This window comes from Campylobacter sp. (assembly GCF_019423325.1).
GTDB lineage: Bacteria > Campylobacterota > Campylobacteria > Campylobacterales > Campylobacteraceae > Campylobacter_B.
On record NZ_JAHZBQ010000003.1, the window covers coordinates 276,286 to 297,549 of the forward strand.

24 protein-coding genes are annotated in these 21,264 nt (G+C 45.3%); 9 read left to right on the plus strand and 15 right to left on the minus strand.

The genetic code is table 11. The features are described from left to right. The 4 genes from rpmF to QZ367_RS09200 all read right to left on the minus strand — a co-directional run bounded on the left by rpmF (nucleotide 1) and on the right by QZ367_RS09200 (nucleotide 1,334). A complete protein-coding gene (gene rpmF / locus QZ367_RS09185; RefSeq protein ID WP_005871250.1) occupies nucleotides 1-147 on the minus strand; it encodes a 50S ribosomal protein L32 in 147 nt (48 codons plus the stop codon). A gap of 18 nt (nucleotides 148-165) precedes the next feature. After that, nucleotides 166-519 (minus strand): hypothetical protein, encoded by a 354-nt coding sequence (locus QZ367_RS09190; protein ID WP_291939964.1) that lies wholly within the window; start codon nucleotides 517-519, stop codon nucleotides 166-168. A gap of 9 nt (nucleotides 520-528) precedes the next feature. Continuing rightward, nucleotides 529-942, minus strand: a complete 414-nt coding sequence (ndk, locus tag QZ367_RS09195; RefSeq protein WP_177388469.1) for a nucleoside-diphosphate kinase — start codon at nucleotides 940-942, stop codon at nucleotides 529-531. A 107-nt stretch (nucleotides 943-1,049) separates the two neighbouring features. Continuing rightward, the gene (locus tag QZ367_RS09200) at nucleotides 1,050-1,334 is read right to left on the minus strand and encodes a DUF362 domain-containing protein (RefSeq protein WP_005871245.1); all 285 of its coding nucleotides are present in this window, start codon (nucleotides 1,332-1,334) and stop codon (nucleotides 1,050-1,052) included. A gap of 179 nt (nucleotides 1,335-1,513) precedes the next feature. On the opposite strand from QZ367_RS09200, the gene QZ367_RS09205 reads away from it, so the two are divergent. From QZ367_RS09205 to QZ367_RS09215, 3 genes are all read left to right on the plus strand, one after another. Then, complete coding sequence (locus QZ367_RS09205; RefSeq protein ID WP_291939968.1) at nucleotides 1,514-2,110, plus strand: peroxiredoxin; 597 nt, start codon at nucleotides 1,514-1,516, stop codon at nucleotides 2,108-2,110. A 316-nt stretch (nucleotides 2,111-2,426) separates the two neighbouring features. Beyond that, nucleotides 2,427-5,168, plus strand: coding sequence for a pitrilysin family protein (locus tag QZ367_RS09210; RefSeq protein ID WP_291939970.1), 2,742 nt, complete (start codon nucleotides 2,427-2,429; stop codon nucleotides 5,166-5,168). Beyond that, nucleotides 5,168-6,136: a putative transporter gene (locus tag QZ367_RS09215; RefSeq protein ID WP_291939972.1), complete on the plus strand. Its 969-nt coding sequence runs from the start codon at nucleotides 5,168-5,170 to the stop codon at nucleotides 6,134-6,136. The genes QZ367_RS09210 and QZ367_RS09215 overlap by 1 nt, the downstream gene beginning before the upstream one ends. 344 nt (nucleotides 6,137-6,480) lie before the next feature. Here the strand turns inward: QZ367_RS09215 and QZ367_RS09220 are convergent, their stop codons facing one another. From QZ367_RS09220 to gatC, 11 genes are all read right to left on the minus strand, one after another. Continuing rightward, nucleotides 6,481-7,587 carry a cytochrome d ubiquinol oxidase subunit II gene (locus tag QZ367_RS09220; protein ID WP_291939974.1) on the minus strand — a complete coding sequence of 369 codons (1,107 nt, stop codon included), beginning with the start codon at nucleotides 7,585-7,587 and terminating at the stop codon, nucleotides 6,481-6,483. 1 nt (nucleotide 7,588) lies between these two features. Next, on the minus strand, nucleotides 7,589-9,112 hold the full coding sequence (locus QZ367_RS09225; protein WP_291939976.1) for a cytochrome ubiquinol oxidase subunit I: 1,524 nt from the start codon (nucleotides 9,110-9,112) through the stop codon (nucleotides 7,589-7,591). A 2-nt stretch (nucleotides 9,113-9,114) separates the two neighbouring features. Continuing rightward, entirely contained in the window at nucleotides 9,115-9,321 is a 207-nt protein-coding gene (locus QZ367_RS09230) for a DUF4492 domain-containing protein (protein ID WP_291940147.1), read from the minus strand. Nucleotides 9,322-9,776: 455 nt separating this feature from the next. After that, nucleotides 9,777-10,562 (minus strand): shikimate dehydrogenase, encoded by a 786-nt coding sequence (locus QZ367_RS09235; RefSeq protein WP_291939978.1) that lies wholly within the window; start codon nucleotides 10,560-10,562, stop codon nucleotides 9,777-9,779. Continuing rightward, entirely contained in the window at nucleotides 10,562-11,593 is a 1,032-nt protein-coding gene (locus QZ367_RS09240; protein WP_291939980.1) for a hypothetical protein, read from the minus strand. The genes QZ367_RS09235 and QZ367_RS09240 overlap by 1 nt, the downstream gene beginning before the upstream one ends. A 94-nt stretch (nucleotides 11,594-11,687) precedes the next feature. Next, nucleotides 11,688-12,935, minus strand: coding sequence for a serine hydroxymethyltransferase (locus QZ367_RS09245; RefSeq protein ID WP_291939982.1), 1,248 nt, complete (start codon nucleotides 12,933-12,935; stop codon nucleotides 11,688-11,690). Nucleotides 12,936-12,937: 2 nt separating this feature from the next. Then, the gene (lysS, locus tag QZ367_RS09250) at nucleotides 12,938-14,431 is read right to left on the minus strand and encodes a lysine--tRNA ligase (protein WP_291939984.1); all 1,494 of its coding nucleotides are present in this window, start codon (nucleotides 14,429-14,431) and stop codon (nucleotides 12,938-12,940) included. 1 nt (nucleotide 14,432) lies between these two features. Next, entirely contained in the window at nucleotides 14,433-14,900 is a 468-nt protein-coding gene (locus QZ367_RS09255; RefSeq protein WP_291939986.1) for a Fur family transcriptional regulator, read from the minus strand. Continuing rightward, the gene (locus tag QZ367_RS09260) at nucleotides 14,897-15,574 is read right to left on the minus strand and encodes a CvpA family protein (RefSeq protein WP_291939988.1); all 678 of its coding nucleotides are present in this window, start codon (nucleotides 15,572-15,574) and stop codon (nucleotides 14,897-14,899) included. Before QZ367_RS09260 ends, QZ367_RS09255 begins: the two co-directional genes overlap by 4 nt. Further along, complete coding sequence (locus tag QZ367_RS09265) at nucleotides 15,574-16,656, minus strand: type IV pilus twitching motility protein PilT (RefSeq protein ID WP_005871218.1); 1,083 nt, start codon at nucleotides 16,654-16,656, stop codon at nucleotides 15,574-15,576. The genes QZ367_RS09260 and QZ367_RS09265 overlap by 1 nt, the downstream gene beginning before the upstream one ends. Nucleotides 16,657-16,666: 10 nt before the next feature. Next, nucleotides 16,667-16,954, minus strand: coding sequence for an Asp-tRNA(Asn)/Glu-tRNA(Gln) amidotransferase subunit GatC (gene gatC, locus QZ367_RS09270; protein ID WP_291939991.1), 288 nt, complete (start codon nucleotides 16,952-16,954; stop codon nucleotides 16,667-16,669). A 116-nt stretch (nucleotides 16,955-17,070) separates the two neighbouring features. On the opposite strand from gatC, the gene QZ367_RS09275 reads away from it, so the two are divergent. From QZ367_RS09275 to QZ367_RS09300, 6 genes are all read left to right on the plus strand, one after another. After that, a complete protein-coding gene (locus QZ367_RS09275; RefSeq protein WP_291939993.1) occupies nucleotides 17,071-17,622 on the plus strand; it encodes a hypothetical protein in 552 nt (183 codons plus the stop codon). Then, complete coding sequence (locus QZ367_RS09280; RefSeq protein WP_291939995.1) at nucleotides 17,622-18,635, plus strand: L-seryl-tRNA selenium transferase; 1,014 nt, start codon at nucleotides 17,622-17,624, stop codon at nucleotides 18,633-18,635. The genes QZ367_RS09275 and QZ367_RS09280 overlap by 1 nt, the downstream gene beginning before the upstream one ends. Beyond that, nucleotides 18,622-18,957 carry a hypothetical protein gene (locus QZ367_RS09285; RefSeq protein ID WP_291939997.1) on the plus strand — a complete coding sequence of 112 codons (336 nt, stop codon included), beginning with the start codon at nucleotides 18,622-18,624 and terminating at the stop codon, nucleotides 18,955-18,957. Before QZ367_RS09280 ends, QZ367_RS09285 begins: the two co-directional genes overlap by 14 nt. Continuing rightward, nucleotides 18,944-19,564, plus strand: a complete 621-nt coding sequence (locus QZ367_RS09290) for a type III pantothenate kinase (protein ID WP_291939999.1) — start codon at nucleotides 18,944-18,946, stop codon at nucleotides 19,562-19,564. The genes QZ367_RS09285 and QZ367_RS09290 overlap by 14 nt, the downstream gene beginning before the upstream one ends. Beyond that, on the plus strand, nucleotides 19,561-20,172 hold the full coding sequence (gene hisG / locus QZ367_RS09295; RefSeq protein WP_291940001.1) for an ATP phosphoribosyltransferase: 612 nt from the start codon (nucleotides 19,561-19,563) through the stop codon (nucleotides 20,170-20,172). Before QZ367_RS09290 ends, hisG begins: the two co-directional genes overlap by 4 nt. Nucleotides 20,173-20,345: 173 nt before the next feature. After that, a complete protein-coding gene (locus QZ367_RS09300) occupies nucleotides 20,346-20,504 on the plus strand; it encodes a hypothetical protein (protein WP_291940003.1) in 159 nt (52 codons plus the stop codon). Nucleotides 20,505-21,264: the final 760 nt, after the last annotated feature.

Genomic DNA, 21,264 nt, shown 5'->3' on the forward strand with positions numbered 1-21,264 from the left:
TTAATATTCGCCCGTAGTTTTGTTTATTCTATGCGGAATTTTCCAGCTTCCGTCTTTATCTTTGACGGGGATCGGAAGGGTCACTTTGTAGTGAGTGCGTCTTTTTGCCGCACGAGTTTTACTAACTCTTCGCTTTGGAACTGCCATTTTTTCTCCTTTATAAATTTAGTTCTTGCATTCTTCGCAATAAAAATAGTCGCTTTTGAAAGCTTCCGTTTCGCTTCTTAAAATTTCATCCAGATCAACTTCGGTGCCGAAAAACTCCATAACGTCCAAGCTCTCGTGCCTTTCGTCGTTAAAAACGCCTTCGCTTAAAAGCAAATTTACGCTCTCGTTTACGTCAAGATCAAATTCTTTGCCGCAGCGGTCGCAAATGTATGGAATTTTGCCTTTAATTTCGCCCTTGCACTCTACAAACTTAGAGTCCTTTCGTTTTAAATTTCCGCTAAGCTTAAGTCCATCCCTAGAAATTTCAAACGGCACGGGCGATGCGGAAATTTTAGCAAAAGCGATCTTCACGCGGCACTCTTAGCAAATTTCTCTTTTTGCAAAGAAAAATGCGATCTCGGTTTTTGCGTTTTCTAGGCTGTCGCTACCGTGAACGGCGTTAGCGTCGATGCTGTCTGCAAAGTCCGCTCTGATCGTGCCTTTATCGGCTTTTTTCGGATCGGTAGCGCCCATTAGCGCGCGATTTTTAGCTACGGCATCATCGCCTTCTAGCACCATTACGACCACCGGACCGCTAGTCATAAACTCAATCAGATCCTTATAAAAAGGGCGATCCTTGTGAATTTCATAAAATTTACCCGCATCTTCGGCGCTTAGGCATAATTTTTTAGCCGCTGCGATTCTTAGTCCGTGGCTTTCGAAACGATCGATAATTTTGCCGATAACGCCCTTTTTAACGGCATCAGGCTTAATAATAGAAAGCGTTTGCTGCATATAATCTCCTTAAAGTGAAAGGCGGATTGTATCGAAAAATAGGTTAAAATTTATTTAAGGATTAAATGAATTAAAATTCCGCGCATTTGATCGCGGAATTTTATCTGCTAAGCAAATACCGGGGTATCTCCGCTGCGTAGATCCGCGCCTATACTATCCCTACTAGGTTGGCCCGCTACGATGTCGCTCCAGACGATACAGCCATCAGTCGGACAGGCACTAGCGCACGCAGGCTCGTCGTTGTAACCGACACACTCGACGCATTTATCAGCATATACGTAGTAGCTATCCTCGCCGCTTGGGTTATCGCTATCGTCCACGATCGCATTTACCGGGCATTCGTCGATGCATGAGCCGCAGCTGATGCAAATATCGGTGATTTTTACAGCCATTGTTTCTCCTTTATCAAAAAATGAAGCGCGATGATAACATACTAAATTTAAAAAATGATAAAAGTAATATTATTTGATAAATAAAATTTATTATATAAAAATTTTCATCAAATTTCAGCAAATCTAAAGTTTTAAAATGTATAATCGCCACCATAAATTTTATTAACAAGGAGAAACAAATGATAGTAACCAACAAAGCCGTTGATTTTACGGCAACTGCGGTTTTAGGCAACAACGAAATAGTCGAGGATTTCAACCTCTATAAAAATATCGGCGAAAAAGGCGCGGTCGTATTCTTTTATCCAAAAGATTTTACCTTCGTCTGCCCGAGCGAGATCATCGCATTCGATCACAGATATCAAGATTTCAAATCTAAGGGTATCGAAGTTATCGGCGTTAGCTGCGATAGCGAGTTTACCCACCTTGCATGGAAAAATACTCCGGTAAACGCAGGCGGTATCGGCAAAGTGCAGTTCCCACTCGTCTCAGACATCACGAAAGACATCGCGCGCAGCTTCGACGTGCTGTTCGGCAACGCCGTAGCGCTTCGCGGCAGCTTCCTACTTGACAAAGACGGCACAGTCCGCCACGCCGTCATCAACGACCTACCGCTTGGCAGAAATATCGACGAGATGTTAAGAATGGTCGATACGATGCTATTTACAAACGAGCACGGCGAGGTCTGCCCTGCAGGCTGGCACAAAGGTGACGCAGGGATGAAAGCAGATCCTAAGGGCGTCGCAGAGTATCTAGACAAAAACGCGAGCAAACTATAATTCGTGAAATTCTTCGCGCTGGCGTACAAATTCTAACCGCGTAAGGTTTAAATTTAGCCTTGCACGGGCTATTAAAGCTAGCAAAGCTTTCTAAATTCCGCTGCCAAAATTTTGAGTCGCGGCGGCGGAATCCCAAAAATCCCAAAAATCCCAAAAATCCCAAAAATTCCGTTTCTTGAAATTCTACAAGTAAAATTTCAAAACCGCAAGTAAAATCCCAAATCCTTGGTAAAATTCCATCTGTAACAAAGCTCGCAAAATCATACTTTAAACTAGCTTTTGTTACAATCGCAAGTTTTTAAATCCAAGGACAATTATGAAAAAGCTTATATTTTTTATCTCCGCCCTGCTTTGCTCTTTGAGCCTTTACTCCGCAGACGCTAACCCGGACGCGCCGCTTAAGCTCGATCCTAGCGTCGTGCACGGCGAGCTGGCAAATGGCGTGAAATTTTATATCCTCAAAAACGATGTGCCGAAAAATAGCGCGCTTTTTTACCTCAACGTAGCTGCGGGCAGTGTCGATGAAAATGATGACGAGCAGGGCTTAGCGCACTTCGTTGAACACATGGCGTTCAATGGCAGCGAACATTTTGATAAAAACGAACTAGTCCATACCCTGCAGCGCTTGGGAGTAAAATTCGGCGCGGATCTCAATGCGCAAACAGGCTTTGAAAATACCACCTACAACATCCAGTCCCAAGTAAGCGACGAGACGCTGAAGGACGTATTTTTGGTATTGCGCGACTATGCAGGCGGCGTAAAATTTGACGAGAACGAAACACAAAAGGAAAAAGGCGTCATCTTAGAGGAAGCAAAAAAAGGCTTTGAGAGGCGCTTTTATGAAAAGCGCGCCACATATTTATACCCTAATTCCATATTTTCCAGACGCTTTCCGATCGGACAAAATGAAATCATCAAAGGCGCCACCGGCGAGCAACTAAAAAAATTCTATGCGCGCAACTACCTTCCTAGCGCCATTAGCATCATAGTCGTGGGCGACGTAAACATTGAGCAGATTAAAAACCTAATCAAGCAAAATTTTAGCTCTCTTTCTGCGCACGGCGAAAAAATCCCGCGCGATCTTAGTCTACGCCCATTTGAAGGCGGGCTAGCAAGCACCGTAGAGCCCGAGCTCGGCGCCAATGTCGCTAGCGTGCTTTACGCAGGCAAATATGAGCCGCTAAGAAGCTACAGTGCGCTTAAAAATGAGTGGCTGCAAGCCTACGTATCGAGGCTGATGGAGCTTGGATACGACGCGATGAATGTAAATGCCAAAATTCCGCTTAAAGCCTATTTCGGCTCGGACGATTTGTTTAAAAACCGCAGACTATACAGCATAAGCGCGAATATTTTTAATTTCGACGCCAACGCCACATTAAATAGTCTTTTTAGCGCGATCAAAGGGGTACGCGAACACGGATTTAACAATGACGATTTTGATAGCGTTAAGGCGGAATTTAAACATCAAGTGCAAGCCGATCTGCTTAAAAACGATACACAAAGTGCGCAAATAGGGGCACTACTTGATTTCGTACAAAACGGCAATGTAAAGCTTAGTAAGCAAGACGAGCACGATCTAAGCCTCAAGGCGTTAGAAGAAATAACGCTAGCAGATGTTAATAAATTTTTCTCTCAGATAACGGATGGAGCGAGATTTACGGAGATTATCTCGGCAAAGGATTTGGGCATTAGCCAAAAAGACGCGAAGCTGCTCTACGAAAAAGCGCTGCCGTTTAATTTCGCTGCTTCGAAGCTTGCTTCCAAGCAGCTTGCGGGAGCAGATTTAAAAGAGACGGAATTTAAAACGCAAAAAGGCGCTAGCGGCACTGAAATTTTGGAGTTTAAAAACGGCGCTCGCGTAATTTTAAAACCCCTTAAAAGCGAGAAAAATAAAATCGCCCTCGCAGCCGTTAAAAAAGGCGGCTACGCACATTTTGGCAAGGCTCGTGGCGAAATTTTAACTGCGCTGCTCAACTCAGGCACCATAGGCGAGCTAAACGAATATGAGGCGGGACGCTTGACCTCAAAATTTGATTATAAGCTAAGATTTAGGATGGACGACGCAGACTGCGGTTTTAGAGGCGCAGGAGCGGATCTGGAGGCGATGACACACGAGCTTTACGCAAGATTTAGCGAGCCGCTAATTCATGCAAGCTCGCTTACAAAATACAAAACCGACGCGCTTTCGGCGATTGCGCTACGAGACGAGACGGCGGAATTTAAATTCGGCGAGCAAATTTTAAAATCTCTATATTCGGGAGATACGGCTCGCAAGCAGCCGCTTAGCGTAGATGACGTAAAGAGCGCAAATCTTGCCGATTTGCAGCGCGATGCGGATGAAATTTTTTCAGGTGCTGGAAATTTTATCTTTGTGCTTAGCGGCGATTTCGAGCCTGCGCGCGCAAAACAAATTCTAGCCAAATATATCGGCAATCTAAAGCCCGGCACAAGCAGCGCTACGCCTAAAACTTTGATGCTAAATACTTCTAGCGGAGAGATTGTGCAAGATTACGGCGATAGTGATAAAAGCGAAGTTCGGATGATTTTTTCAAACTATGAGCTGCAAAATTTCGACTTTGCAGACACTTATAAATTTCAAGCGTTAAAAAGCGTACTAAGCAATCGCATCGTCGAGCAGATTCGCGAGGCGCGCGGACAAATTTACTCGGCGATGGTGCATAGCGCCTATGTGCGTGAGCCACAAATCGCAGCGAGCTTGAATGTATCGTTTTCTACCGAGCCGAAAGACGCCCGTGCGGTTGCAGCAAGCGTGAGTGAAATTTTAAAACAGATCGAAAGCTCCGGCGCAAAAGATAGCGAGCTGGCAAATTTCAAAAAAGCGCAAATTTTATCGACCAAAAGAGCTGCACAGACGAATGATTTTTGGCTTGCTAATATCACTGCGCACGAGCTTTACGGCTATCCGCTCTATGACGAAAAAAGCTACGCGGCAAGCATAAATGCGGTAAAAAGCGCGGATGTGCAAGAAGCCGCGCAAATGCTAAGCGATAGGCTATTTACGGCGATTTTAAATCCAAAAAGCTCCGAGAAACGCTAATGTTCGTTTCATTTTTTAAAAGCAAAAAATGGGCACTTTTAGCATATACAGGGCTAGTATTTTTGATCGCGATTAATTGGTATCAAACTACGCTGAGCGTGCGTTTCAACGAATGGTATCGCGTATTTTATGATTTGTGTCAAAACGTAGATCGTCATACGTTAAACGATTTTTACGCGCAGATGAGGGTCTTTTTATGGATAGCGATGCCTGCCGTAGCGGCGGCGATTTCGGAGCGATACGTGGCGCGAATTTGGGCGTTTAAATGGCGAGAGGCGATGACCTTTTCCTATTTTTCATACTGGAAAAAGGTAAGTAAAGATATCGAAGGAAGCTCGCAGCGTATCCAAGAAGACATCTACCGCTTCTCAAAAATCATCGAAGATATCGGCACGCGCGTACTTTCGGCGGCGATGATTCTTTTTGCGTTTATCCCTGTTTTGTGGAGCCTTAGCGAGAAAGTACCTTTTGAGGCGCTCAAAAAAATTCCCGGCTCTCTCGTGTGGATCGCACTTGCAGTAAGCATCGGCGGACTGATAATTTCTTGGCTAGTAGGTTGGTTTCTGCCTAGGCTTGAATACAACAATCAAAAGGCGGAAGCTGCGTTTCGCAAAGAGCTGGTTTATGCCGAGGAGAATAAGGCGGAATATGCGAGCGAAGAGACCACAAAGACGCTATTTGGCAAACTAAAGCACAACTATTACAGGCTATTTTTGCACTACTGCTACTTTGATTTATGGCTAAATTCTTTCTCGCAAATCCTGGTTATCGTGCCTTATCTCATAATGGGACCGGGGCTTTTTACTAAGGCGATTACGCTTGGAGTGATGATTCAAGTGGGTAATGCTTTTAACCAAGTACGCGGCAGCTTTAGCGTTTTTATCGATAACTGGACGACGATTACGGAGCTGCGCTCAATCCATATGCGACTTAAAGAGTTTGAAAAAAATATCGATTACAAGGGCTAGATAAAATTTCGCCCGCATCTTGCGGCTCTAGATTTCGCTTTATAAATTTAAAACAAAATCCCGGGCCGCTAGCTTTTAAAATTTCTACGCTTTTACTGCTCTCTTTTTTCTTGATGAGTAATGTTTAGCTTTATAAATTTATAGCTCGCGACTAGCAAGATCATCCAAATCGCGATGAAAACTAAAGATTTGATCATTTTTAATCCTTAAAATTTTTATAATGCGTCGCATAAAAAGCGCCGCCGATATGAAATTTAACTAAGCGCAAAAGCACGCAGTGCCGAGCAAAAAAGTACAGCCTCGCCGCCACACGGCGCGCGGAAGCCGCGCTAGAGCGGGCGCGCCTAATAATGCTCGTTTGAAAGCCCATCTTTATCAAGCTTCTTAGCATCCATCGCGCGCCAAACATAGCTGATATAACCCAGCACGAAAGGCACTAGAAACGACACGTAAAACATCGTCTTAAGCGTATAGAGGCTCGAGCTTGCGTTACTTATCGAAAGCGAGCTTTGCAGGTCGAAATTTGACGGATAAAACGCCGTATTGTTTAGCCCTAGGATCAAAAATACGCTCGTTACCGCGCATACGATGCCTACGCCGTAGAAAAATATCCCGCGCACGCTGCTTGTAAATGCGCCTTTGAATATCCCCACCAGCACCAGCACGACGCCCAGCAGCAGCAAGACTAGCGCCGCAGGCAGGCTTAGGTAGTTATGCAGATACTTAAAGCTCTCAAGGCTTACTACGCCGCCGGCGCCGATCGCGTAGCCCTGCTTTAGCAAGACCCACGCCAAAAACGCGATGAAAAAAACCAAAAACGCGCTAGCGTTAAATTTAAGCGAGGCTTTGAGCTTGGCGATCATTTCAGGCTCGGCGATATTGTTCATCAAATATAAGCTCGCTCCAGTTCTGGCGCAGAAAAATAGCGCAATTCCCAAGATGTAATTAAACGGATTTGCTAGCGCCTCAAGTCCGCGAGCCGGGTTTTTCCACTGCACGAAATTATTCTGCCCCAGCGCAAACTCGCTGCCGCTAAAAAGCGTCGAGACGATGATGCCAAGCAGGATCGTGCCCAGCGAGCCGTTTATGAAAAGAAAGGCTTCATAAGTTTTAGCGCCCAAGAAATTATCGGGCTTTTTTCTGTATTCGTAAGCGACGGCTTGGATTATGAAGCAAAAAAGCAGAGCCATCCACGCCCAATACGCACCGCCGAAGCTGGTCGCATAAAATAGCGGAAACGCCGCAAAGCACGCTCCGCCGAACATAACGAGCGTAGTAAACGTAAGCTCCCATTTCTTGCCGATGGAATTTATTATAAAATCCTTCTCGGTCTCATTTTTCGCCAGCGTAAAAAGCAGCGTCTGACCGCCCTGCACGAAGAGCATAAAAACTAAAATTCCGCCCAGAAGCGAAACCACACACCACCAATAAATTTGAAAAATTTCGTGCATCTTAAAATCCTATCTTTATCTGTTTTAGCATGATCTTTATCTCGGCTATGAATAAAACCGTAAATAAAACCGCAAAGAGCGCAAACGAGATCATTATGTTCGTTCCCGCCAGGCTCGTAGCCGCGACGCCCACCGGCATAAGATCTTGTATCGCCCACGGCTGGCGCCCTACTTCGGCTACGATCCAGCCCGCCTCGCACGCGACGTATCCCAGAGGAATGCTAAAGACGCAAAGCCACAGAATTTTCTTGTATTCGGCGAGGTTTTTTCGCATCGCCAAAAATAGCGTCACGAAAAATAGCAAGATAAAATAGCTTCCCAAAGCCACCATCACGTGGAAGCTGTAAAAGGTAAGCGCCACGGGAGGGACGATCTGCTTCGCGTCGTCAAGGTAGCCGTAGCCTAAATTTTGCATATTTTGATCGCCGAATAAAATTTCGCGCGCCTGCTGCATCGCTGCGGTATTATTGGCGTCTTTGGCGGTCTTATAATCCTTTAACGCTTGCAGAGCGATTTTGCCTTTTTCGATCTTTTTATCCGCGCCTTCGATACCGAATTTTTCATTTCCGAATACCAGATCATCGATGCCCGGAGTGAAATTATTAAGTCCTCTCGTAGCCATCAGCCCTAGCGCATAAGGCGCTTTAATCTCAAACAAAAACGGCTGTTTATCGTCTCCCGGGGTTTTGCTCGGATTTAAAACTCCCGCCGCGACGATGCCTGCATTTACTTTGCCTTTATACAGACCCTCCATCGCCGCAAGCTTCATCGGCTGCTTTTGCGCAACCTGATAGGCGCTCTCATCGCCGCTAAATAGCACGAAAAGCGAGCTTAGCATACCGAAGCTTGCCGCTACTATGAAGCTTTTTTTAGCAAGCGCGAAGTCTTTGTCTTTTAGCATATAAAACGCCGAAATTCCAAGTACGAAAAGCGCCGCCGTAATATAACCGCCGCCGACGGTATGCAAAAATTTAGCCACTCCGAAGTGAGATAGCGCGATATCTAAAAAATTACTCATCTCGTTGCGCATCGTATCGGGATTAAAGCTCGTACCCACCGGGTTTTGCATCCAAGCGTTCGCAATTAAGATCCAATACGCGCTTAAATTTGATCCGATCGCCACGAGCCAGGTTGAAAGAAGATGAAATTTCTTGCTTACGCGGCCCCAGCCGAAGAACATTACCGCAAAGAAGGTAGCTTCTAAGAAAAACGCGAGCAAGCCCTCGATCGCAAGCGGCGCGCCGAAGATGTCGCCTACGAACCAGCTGTAATTCGCCCAGTTGGTGCCGAATTCAAACTCCATTATGATGCCGGTCGCGACGCCGATGGCAAAATTTATACCGAAAAGGCGCAGCCAAAATTTAGTGATCTTGAGCCACTCCTGCTTACCGGTCGCGACATACAGGCTCTCCATAAACGCCACGATAAAGCTAAGCCCCAGCGTTAGGGGCACGAAAAGAAAGTGATAAAGCGCCGTGAGCGCAAACTGCGCCCTCGACCAATCCACGCTAGCAAGCTCTTGCATTCCTACTCCTTAGTCAAATTTTTATAGATGAAATCGATTTTTTCTTGATCGGTTTTAAATTTAGAATCCAAGTTTTCGTCGAAAATGAAAAATTTCAGTAGCACAAAAATTATAAATAGCTTGATCAAAATCACCGCCCATAGCGTTTTACCAAGCTTCATCGAAGCAAATCCCTGCGCGTAAAATTTTAAAATTTTGCCGAAAAACATCAAATTTTAACCTTTAGCAATTATTAGTTTATATTTTTTATTGTATAATAATTAATTAAAATTTAGCTTTAAATTTTGAAATTTTGGTAGCAATTTTATCTTTTTAATAAACGCCTCGGTCTTGCGCGATCTTGCTCAAGTAAGTTTTATGGTATAATTCACAAACAATCACATTTTACTTAAACTGCACAAAATTTTAGAATAGAACATATCAAGAAGCAAGTAGAAAAATATGCGAGGTTTTGCCAAGCATCTTTGTGCCTAATTCGTAGCGATTTTTAATAGAATTTTTTGTAGGCAAATTAACACGGCTCGGCTGAAAGCAGACGTAAGAATTTTAAAATCAAACGCCCAAAGCTACACGATATAAAATTTAAGAACGGATAATTAACTCGACGCAAAATTTAAAGCATTTCGTTGGGCTGGGCGGATAATTGAAAAGCCTAAGAGCCGATTTAGCGTAAATTTGCAGCACGGCTCATCAGCGCTACAATCTCCGCTAAGTCGAATTTACCACCGAAAAAGAGATTGAAAGCAAGTGCGCCCTGATTTACAAGCATCTCCTTGCCGTCTTTTGCGGGCAGATTTTTTGCACGCGCGGCTTGCAAAAACGGAGTCTGCTTGCCGTAGATAGCGTCAAAAGCAAATTTCGCGCGGGATAAAATTTCATCTATTACTCCCTCGGGCGCTGGTAGCGCGTCATCTTTGAGACCCGCGCCGGTGGCATTGACGATAAGATCGTAGTCTTTGGATTTGAAATTTTCATAGGTAAAAAATTCCTCGCAGCCGAAGTTAAAATCCTTTGTGCTGCGATTTAGGATGTCAAATTTCACGCCGTTTTTGCCTAGTGCGTAGCCGATCGCTCGCGTCGTGCCGCCTGCGCCTAAAATAAGCGCGTTGCGAATCTCGCCAAAATCCAAGATCGCGCAGAAAAACCCCTGGGCGTCGGTGTTAAAGCCGTGCAGCGCACTGCCTTTTAGCACCAGCGTATTTACCGAGCCGATCCTTTGCGCCGCCTCGCTTAGGACATCGCAGGCTTTGAGCGCGTCGAGCTTAAAAGGCACGGTCACGTTCGCACCCGTAAGCCTTAAAGCTTCAAATTTAGCTCGCAGTTCCTCGCCGCGCTGCAGCAAAACTCGCCCATAGTAGGCGTTTAGGGCTAGAAATTTTATAGTGTAATTATGAAGTAGCGGCGAGAGGGAGTGGGCGATCGGGTTGCCGAAAACCGCGAATCTGTCCACTATTTCACTCGGTAGATATACGCTCCGCTATTGATGCTGCGCATATCGCTAAGCGCCTTTTGTAGCGCCTCGCCCTCAAAAGGTCCAACTAAAATTTTAGTCACACTCTTACTGCCGACGTGAGTTTGCAGCGCAATTGGGCTGTAGCCTTTTTTGGTGATTTTTTTGGTATCAGACCCGTTTGGATCGTAGGCATTGGATGCGAAAACCTGCACATAACTGCCGTTTGCCACGCTGGTGCTGGTGCTCTTTGCTGCAACGCCAGCCTTTACGCTCTCGCTTTTAGACTCTGGTTTGCTAGCTTCTTTTTTAGACTCAGGTTTTGCTGGCTCTTTTTTGGCCTCAGATTTAGCATGTTCCTTTTTAGCTTCCGTTTTTGAAGGCTCTTTTTTAACTTCTGTTTTTGCTTGTTTTTCAGGTTCTTTTTTAGGCTCTACTTTCTGCTCGACTTTTCTAATTTCGGTTTTAGAAGGTTCTTTTTTTATCTCGTCTTTTGCAGACTCTTTTTTAGGCTCGGACTTTTTTACGTCAGTTTTTTCAGGTTTTTTAGCTTCGTCTTTAGGCTCAATCTTTTTACTTTCTATTTTAACTTCGGATTTTTTTGGCTCTTCTTTGATTTCGGGCTTTTGGATTTCTACTTTCTGTGCTTCAGGCTGAGCGCTTGCGACGACCTTGCTTTCGGAATTAGGCTCTTGGGTTTTTATCTCTACTTTGGTTGGAGCTGCAGATGCTGTATTGGGTTCTGATTTCACCTCTACAGGCTCAGGCTGCGAAGGCTCAGGTTTTTGAACTTGTACGGCAGGTTTTTGCTCCGCTTTGGCAAGCTCTTCTTCACTAGGCATAGTAAGACCTGCGTTAGTATCAATATCGTCTTTATTAATAGCCTTCATTATGATTAAAATGATTAAGAATAAAACTACGACGCCGGCTGCGACGGTAAGACCCTTTTTCAAATTCGCGTTCTTATCGACATTGCCGCTATTTATCACTATATCGTCTATGCTGCTCATATCGAAATTTTTATCGTTCATACTCTCTCCTAAGATTATTATTTACTTCGTAAATTCTACCACGCAAAATTTACGAAATAAATAATTCGGGTAAGCTTACCCGAATTTATTAAATTTAATACATCGCGCGGTCGTAGATGATAAAGCGGTGCGCCAAATCCCGCACTTCCTCTTTGACCTGCGCCTGAAGCTTGGAATTTGAGATATCGCTTAGTACGTCGGCGATTTTATTTCCGATAAACTCAAATTCTTTCTCCTTCATTCCGCGCGCGGTAAGTGCGGGGCTGCCGACGCGGATACCACTGGTGACGAACGGGCTGCGCGTCTCGCCCGGTACGGTGTTTTTATTCGTCGTAATACCTGCATTTTCAAGCGCGGCACTAGCGTCCTTGCCGCTAAAATCTCTATTTAAAAAGCTCATTAAAATCAGATGATTATCGGTGCCGCCGCTTACTAGATCAAAGCCGCGCCCAACCAGCGTCTCGCCCAAAACTCTAGCGTTTGCCTTGACCTGCTTGGCGTAGACCTTCCACTCGGGGCTTAGATTGTGTTTAAAGCCCACCGCCTTAGCGGCGATGACGTGCATTAGCGGGCCGCCCTGGATACCCGGGAAGATCGCCGAGTTAATCTTTTTAGCAAATTCTTCGTCGTTAGTCATTATGATGCCGCCGCGCGGACCGCGAAGCGTTTTATGCGTGGTCGAGCTTACGACGTGGCAGTGCGGAAACGGATTAGTATGTTCGCCTGCGACGACTAGCCCTGCGACATGCGCTACGTCGGCGAAAAGAAAAGCGCCCACGCTATCTGCGATCTGTCTAAATTTAGCAAAATCTATCTCGCGCGTATAGGCGCTCGCACCGCAAACGATCATCTTCGGCTTTACGATTTGAGCGATCTCAAGCACCTTATCATAGTTTATGCGGCCGTCGAGCTCTACGCCGTATTCGAAGCTCTCATACATCTTTCCGCTGCTTGAAACCTTCGCGCCGTGCGTCAAATGTCCGCCGTGGCTAAGCGCCATGCCTAAAATTTTATCGCCCGGTTTCAAAAATGCGGCATAGACGCCTTGGTTGGCTTGGCTGCCGCTATTTGGCTGGACGTTTGCGAACTCACAGCCGAAGAGCTTTTTGCAGCGATCGATCGCGATCTGCTCGATCTCATCTACGAACTCGCAACCGCCGTAGTAGCGCTTGCCTGGATAGCCCTCGGCGTATTTGTTCGTTAGCACCGAGCCCATAGCCTCCATCACCTCGGGATAGGTGAAATTTTCGCTCGCGATCATCTCCAAATAATCGCACTGGCGCGCAAGCTCTTTGTTGGTTAAACTAAAAATTTCATTATCGAATTTTTCTAAATTTGACACGTTCACTCCTTCTCTAAATTTAGCGGCCTCATCGCAGGGAACAAAATCACGTCGCGGATCGACTTTTTATTCAGCAAAATCATCGCCAAGCGATCGATTCCAAGCCCCCAGCCGGTAGTCGGTGGCATCGCGTAGCTAAGCGCGCGGACGTAATCCTCGTCCATCTCGTGAGCTTCGTCGTCGCCCGCGTTTTTAGCGTCGATTTGCGCCTTAAATCTGGCGTATTGATCGAGCGGATCGTTCAGCTCGTTAAAGGCGTTGGCTAGCTCCTTGCCTGCGATGTAAAGCTCAAATCTTTCGGCTATCTGCGGATTTTCGTCGCTTCTGCGCGAAAGCGGGCTGATCGAGATCGGAAAATCCACGATGAAGGTCGGATTTATGAGCTTAGCTTCTACGTAATTATCAAAAAGTTCGCTCTGCAGGTGGCCTAGATCGAGCTTTTCATTGACTTCAAACCTATCCTCTTTGAGTTTAGCGATGATCTTTTCGCGATCATTTACGATCTGCGGCTCGATGCCGCCTATCTGAGTAAGCGCATCGAGATACTTTATGCGCGCAAAAGGCTTTGAAAAATCGATCTCGCGCTCATCGTAGGTTAAAATTTCGCCTAGCCCGAGCCTCTTAAATAGCGCTTTAAATAGCTCCTCGGTTAGGTTCATCGCGTCGTTATAATCATGCCACGCCCAGTAGAATTCTATGCTTGTAAATTCCGGATTGTGCGTCAGGTCCATACCCTCGTTGCGGAAGTTTCGGTTGATCTCAAAGACCGCCTCCATGCCGCCTACGACGAGACGCTTGAGATACAGCTCCGGCGCGATACGCAGATAACGATCGACGTCGAGGGCGTTGTGGTGCGTGATAAATGGCTTAGCGTTCGCGCCGCCTGCGATTGGGTGCATCATCGGCGTTTCGACCTCTAAAAATCCATGCTTTTCAAAAAAGCTGCGGATCTCGCTAACGATGATCGAGCGCTTGATAAAATCCTCGCGGACCTCGGGGTTCATTATCATATCAAGATATCTTTGGCGGTAGCGCATCTCGATATCGACAAGGCCGTGAAATTTCTCCGGAAGCGGGCAGATCGCTTTGGATGCAAGCGTTATTTTACTAGCATGGATCGAAAACTCGCCCGTTTGGGTGACGAAAGCGTATCCGCGCACCAAAATTATATCGCCTACTTCGAGATTTTTCTTAAATTTAGCGTAATCCTCCTCACCTATGCTATCGCGAGAGTAATAAATTTGAATATTGCCGCTTTGATCTTCTATGTTTGCGAAGGTGGATTTGCCCGCGACGCGCTTTAGCTTTAACCTTCCGGCAAGGCTTACCTCCTCGCTCGCTTTTTTATCCTCGGTATCTTTTATGTAGCCGAATTTCTCTTTAAACTCGGCTATGCTCATATCTTTTTTTAGAAAGTGCGGATAGGGATTAGCCCCTAAATTCCGAAGTTCCGACGCCTTGTCTATCCTTTGGATTTCTAACTGGCTATCAAACAATCTACTTCCTTTTTACCGCGCATTCAGGGCAAATTCCATACAGCTGCATCATATGTCCCGTGAGCGTAAATCCGTGCTCTTTGGCGACGGCAAGCTGTTTGCGCTCGATAGTGGCGTCTTGAAATTCTATGATCTTATTGCAGCTTTTGCAGATTAGATGGTCGTGGTGAGGCTTGTTGGCAAGCTCAAATTTCTTACCCTGTGCGCCAAATGAGATCGACGTTGCCATACCTGAATCCTCAAGCAAATTTAAGGTACGATACACCGTCGCTATGCCTACGTTCAGCTCCGGAAATTTCGCTTTGATCTCGTTGTGAAGCGCCTCAGGTGTGAAGTGTTTGTTATTGTTATAAAGCGTGCGGAGCAAAACCTCGCGCTGCTTAGTATATTTTAAACCGCTAGCGGCAAGCGCCTTTTTAAACTCAACAATTAGAGCGTCAAACTCTAAATTTTCGATTTTTGCATTCATAATTTTGTCCTTTCTGTAGAATTTACTTCTGAACTGGCGTTAAAATCGCTAGGTTCAGTGCTTTGATTTTGATCCGAGTTCATACGGGTGGTAGAATTTTGATCTTTTAAGAGCTTATCATCCATCTTAGAACCGATAGAATCCAAGCTTTGTTTGATCTTCGGATCATCTTTGAGATTTAAAATCCAATTTCCGATTTTTAAGAAAATCGGCGCAGTTTTGCTGCTTTCAAAATACTTTTTAGTCTGTTCATTCATCGACATAGGACCGCTTGCAAGTGTAACAATAACGGCAAAAATCAAGAAAATTTTACTTACGCTAAACACAAAGCCGCCGATCTTATCGACAAATCCGAGTCCGCTCCATTTAAAGAATTTTGAAATGATTTCACCTATAATCAGACACGAGATCCATACGCCAAAAAGCACAGCGATAAAGCCGATGAGAACTTGCGTCGTGTCGCCCGAAAGCACGCCGTTTGCATTCTGCAAAGCTGGAATTTTGGCCGCAATCCACTCGCCTGCCATAGTTTTATAACGCATCGCGGCAAAAAGACCGCCGATGAGACCCAAAATTCCAAAAATTTCTTTAACGATGCCGTTGGTGATGCCGCGCAGTCCAAAGAGCACTACGAGTACTAAACAGCCGACGTCGAACCAATTAATACCTTCCATCAAGCACCCACCACGCCTATTAGCTCTTGTAGGTTAGTCGAATACCTAAATGCCGTGTCTTTTGAAATTTGATTTGCACGGATCGCTTTAACCATCGCTTGAGTTTGAGTTATCATACCAGTAGATTGCTGATTTAGCTGCATTTGAGAGTAAATTTGATGCACCTTGTTTTCGCGGATTAGATTTGCTACGGCATTGTTATTGAGCAAAATTTCATGGATCGCGATACGTCCGCCGCCAAGCTTTGGCAAAAGTGATTGCGAGATGACCGCGGTAAGTGACACGGAGAGCATATTTCGCACTTGGAGCTGCTCGCCGCCATCAAAGCTATCGATAATACGGTTGATCGTTTGCATCGCGGAGTTGGTGTGTAGCGTACCAAATACCAAGTGACCGGTCTCAGCCGCGGTAATGGCGATCGAGATAGTCTCTCTATCACGCATCTCACCAACTAGGATAATGTCCGGGTCCTCACGCAAGGCAAATTTTAATGCATTAGCGTAGGAATGGGTATCAGTGCCGATATTTCTGTGAGAGAAAAGCGCTTTTTTATTGGTATGGACGAACTCAACCGGATCTTCAACGGTGATGATGTGCTTGCGCTCTTTTTCGTTAATCTCGTTTAGCATCGCGGCAAGAGTAGTTGATTTACCACTACCGGTAGGTCCGGTAACCAAAATCATGCCTTTTTCGTGCTTGACTACCTCTTTAAAAATCGTAGGGGCTTTTAAATCATCCAGGCTAGGAATATCGATAGGAATAATACGAAATGCGGCAGCCAAATCGCCGTTCATAGTGTAGTAGTAATTTCCACGGAAGCGTCCGATATTAGGAAGCTCGATCGCAAAGTCGAGCTCTTTATTTTCCTCGAGCGCACTTTTTTGGGCATCGGTAATGAGCGCGTAGCAGATATACTCGATATCCGTGCCCTTAAGCGGATCCATAGCAAGTGGGCGCAATGTTCCGTCGATACGTATTTGAGGCGCCGAGCGCGAAACTAAGTGAAGGTCGCTCGCTTTGTTAAAAACGACGGTTTTTAGTAGGGTTTCGATATCTACTAAATTTCTTTGAACTTCTTCCATAAAATTCCTTTCAATCTATGATTTTCGGTACTACGAAGTAGCCACCTTCGGACTGCGGAGCATGCTTTAAGACGCTTTCTGCGACGTCGCTTTTGCGTGGAATATCTTTGCGAAACGGAGTACCGCCTTTCAGCGTAGTGATAGCCGCCTCGCCGCTTTGTAAATCCAGCTCATTTAGAATTTCTACAAAATCTACGATATTATTTAATTGACCTTTAAATTCTTCTCGCTTAGCATCTGGAATTTTAAGAGCGGATAGCCTTTCCAGCTTACTTAGCAAGGCGTCGTCTATTATCATAACTTTCCTTTTTCTGATAAATGCGACATTATATCATAAAAATTCTTTATCTTAGGCGGTATTTAAAATTTTTTATGCTACAATTACGCCGATTTTCTCAAACAAAGGACTGAATTTTGGCTTTAAAAGACGACATCGAAGGCGTGAAAAAAGAGATCGGCACAGAAGAGCAGTTTCTAGAAAGCGTCATAAAAAGTGAAATTTTCGTAAAAAAATATAAAAAGCCGCTGATATTTTTGGCTGCGGTTTTGATCGTAGCATTTATCGGATATTACACAAATGAATTTTTAAGCGATCGCCGCATAGCAAGTGCTAATGCGATCTATGACGAGCTGCTTAACAAGCGCGATGACGCTAAGCTAGCCGAGCTTAAGCAAAAAGATATAAATCTATACGCTCTTTATATTTTGCAAAACGGCTCTGCAGACGAGCGAGCGGCGCTAGAAAATACCCAAGGCATCGATGTTATGCTAAAAGAGATAATAAATCTACAAAACGGCAAACAAGGCGGAGTGCTACTCGCCGATTACGATTCTTTGCTCAAGGGCTACGACCTACTAAAAGAGGGCAAAATCGAACAAGCTCACGCAGAGCTAGATAAAATTCCACTCAACTCGCCAGTTCGTCAAATCGCACTTGCTTTGAAACACTATGGAGGCAATAAATAATGAAAAAAACGCTGATATTTACGCTTTTGCTATCGTTTTTATTTTTAGGCTGCTCGACGAAGCGCCAGTATTTCGAACCTAGCGACGAAAACATCACAGGCGATATGAAATTTAACGGCTCGCTGCCGTCGGAAATCGTAGCGGTTAGTAAAGATGGCGCTACGCTAAAAGACGGCGAAGTCATCTCTAAAAACGGATTGGTGAAAAATTTCAAAGTCCTAAAAAGTGAAAAATTTTTAGGTGAATATGACGGAAATTTCGTCGTAACTGACATCAATGGTACGCTTAAAGTAGTTAGTGGCACAGGCGCCGTAAAATTTGAAAAAGCCCTCGGCAGACAAGCGCTCAGTGCAAATATACGCGGCGATGATTTGGCTTTAGTAATGAGTGATGACTCGATTATGCTTATCAAGCTAAGCTCGAGCGCAGTGGTACTCGATCATAAAGTAGGCGATGCATTCGCAATCGATTCGCGCGTGGCGTCACCGCTATTTATCAACCAACTTATCGCTTATCCTGCGTTAGACGGACTAGTCAGCATCGCAGAAAACGTAGGCGGGCGCTCGGCACGCGATTTCGTCGTGAGCAACCAGCCGTTTTTTAACAACATTATCGCCTTAGAAAACAAGGGCGATAACCTTTATGCCGTAACTGCCACTAGGCTAATGCTGGTAAGTCCTACGGGCAATAAAAACCATAACGTAGACATCAAAGACGTGATTTTTAGCGGCGATAGAATTTATCTTTTCTTAAAAGACGGCAGAGTCGAGCTACTCGATCGCGGGCTAAATTTGATCAAATCGCGCAAATTCACCTTCGCACAGTTTAGCGGCGCGCTACTTAGCGGCGGCTATTTGTATATCATCGAGCGTAATGGCTACGTCATCCGCGTGGACGAAAATTTAGAAGGCCAGGCGATCTACGAGCTAAATGGCGAGTTCGAGGATAAGTCCTTTATCGCAGGCAGCTCGTTTTACTACGACGATAAAATTTTAAATTTTGATGCTAGATAAAATTTCAAAACTCTGCGTTCGCGAAGACCTTTTGCTTCAAAAATTCCAAACGCTAGATATCGCTAGCTTCACGCGCTCGCGATCATACGGCGCGTATTTTGGCGTGGATCTGAAAAGCTACAACGTCCTTTTGTTTATGCGCGACGCAAAATCTCGCTTTGTAATGCGCGACGCGGAATTTCTGCTATCGCTCGCAAGCGACATTAGCGCAAGCCTAGGCAAGGTCGTGAAAAAACGCGTGCTGTTTTACAACTCGCAGATGTGCTCTAAAAGCGCGAAATTTTTAAAAGAAAACGGATTTAGCCTCTATGCTTTTGTGTGACGTAGGAAATTCCAGGGTTAAATTTTATAAAGGCGGCGTAACGCAAAGTATGCCCGTAGCGGAGTTTATGCGGTACGAGCCGAAGGAGCGAATTTTTTTCATTAGCGTCAATGATAGCGTGAAAAAAAAGCTGAAAAACCCTCTGTTTGTTGATCTGGCCCCGCACTTTGAGCTAAAAACCGCCTACCGCGGACTTGGGATCGACCGCATAGCGGCGTGCTCGGCGGTGACGACGGGCGTCGTCGTCGATGCGGGCAGCGCGATCACCGTAGATTTGATGTTTAAAAGCTCACACCTAGGCGGATTTATAATGCCTGGTATCGGCACGCTTTTAAAATCTTTCGCGAGCATCGCGCCGGTGCTGGACGTGACGCTTTCAACCAATATCGATCTGGATCCGCTGCCGCAAAAGACCGCAAGCGCCGTAAACTACGGGATTTTAAAGCCGATAGTGCTTACGATCGAAAACATCGCGGGCAATAATAAAATTTACTTCACGGGCGGCGACGGAGCCTATCTAATGCGGTATTTTCGCAACTCGATCTACGAAAAGGATCTGATCTTTAAATCGATGGTAAGCTTGATCGCAAAAAAGGGGCTCGCATGATAACCATAGCGCTACCGAAAAGCCGCATAGCCGACGATACGCTCAAAATTTTCAAAACCATCTTCGGGCTTGATTTCGCCTTTGAGGATCGCAAACTCATAATGCAAGAGGGCGATTTTAAATTCCTCTACGTCCGCAACCAAGATATCCCTACTTACGTTATGGGCGGTGCGGCGGATATCGGCGTAGTGGGGCTTGACGTGCTTGAGGAGCACCGCCCAGACGTACTTACGCTGCTCGATCTTAAAATCGGAAAATGCCGCGTCTGCGTGGGCGTACATGCGGGCACTCAGCTAAACTACGGCGCTCCGAGCCTAAAAATCGCTACGAAAATGCCCAACATCACTCGCGAATACTTCGCCTCGAAAGCGGTCGCCGTAAATATCATCAAACTCTACGGCTCGATAGAGCTCGCCCCGCTCATAGGGCTTGCCGACGCTATCGTCGATGTCGTAGAGACCGGCGCTACGATGAAACAAAACGGGCTGCAGCCCGCAGAAACCATAATGCAAAGCTCCGCGCACCTCATCGCCAACAAAAACAGCTTCGTACTAAAACGCGATGAAATTTTAAACCTGCGAGATAAACTAGCCCGCACGATCGCCTAACGCTCGCTTGCTCGCCGCACAGTATTTGCGACCGGCGCGGCGCACTTCCGTAAATCATCATTGCTTGCCTTGCCGCTGTCGTTTAAAAACTGCCGCTACAGATAGAATTTTTTTGGAAGCAACCGCACTGCTTAAATTTAGAAATCCTGCGAATTTGATTTATCAAGAGGTGGATGCACTTTGCCGAACCGCGCAGCGAAAATTTTAAAATTCGTCGTTACGAAATTCTAAATTTAGCCCTAAATTTACAGCTCGCAAAATTTCAAAGCACAAACCTCCGCGGCGCAGAATTTCAAAATTCTAAAATCCCGCTTCACAATTTCACGTCGTAAAATTTAAAATTCTCGCGAACTCTAAATTTGAGCTCAAATTCCAGCGGCTTGGAAACGGCAGAATTTCTGAATTTCAACTCGCTAAATTTCGCCACTAAAAATCGCGCGAAATTTAATTAGCGCCATTCTTTAAGTATAGAAAGTAGCCTGCGCCAAAATCAAAGATGCTAGCCGCGCGTACGGATCAATCCCTGTTACGGCGATATTTGAAAAACTGCTTTATAAGACTTAAAAAGCCCGCACAGGCGGCATTATCTCCTACATTTTCGGGCAGGACAAACACGCTTAGCACGATCAATATATATAGCGCGAAAAATGCCAAATACAATCGTGTAACAATTTTGATAAATTTTGGATTTAAGACAGGTTGCATCCCAGCGCGCGGCTCGGCTCGAGCCTAGTCCGCGCTAGCTCGATTTTAGGGCACTGTTTGCTCGGACCAGCTTTTGTTTCGGATTTTTTCTGCACGTCTTGAGTCCGTTTTTGCGTGCTTTACTAAATTTGCTCGGCGAAATTTTACGTAGTAAAACTATGCCTAAAATTTCAAATCCGCTAAAGTTTAAAATTTTAAAGCTGCGTAGAGAACCGCCAAAGTAAAACTTCGCAAAAATTTAGCTAGAAATTTAAAAGTGTCCGCGCCATTTATTGTACCGAAGGTAGGCTAAGTGCGACAATATAATTCATGCTCTGTCGAGGTATGGCGAGCTGTTATTGCGGTAACTCAAACGGCATGCCACCAAGCCTCACCGACGCAATAAAG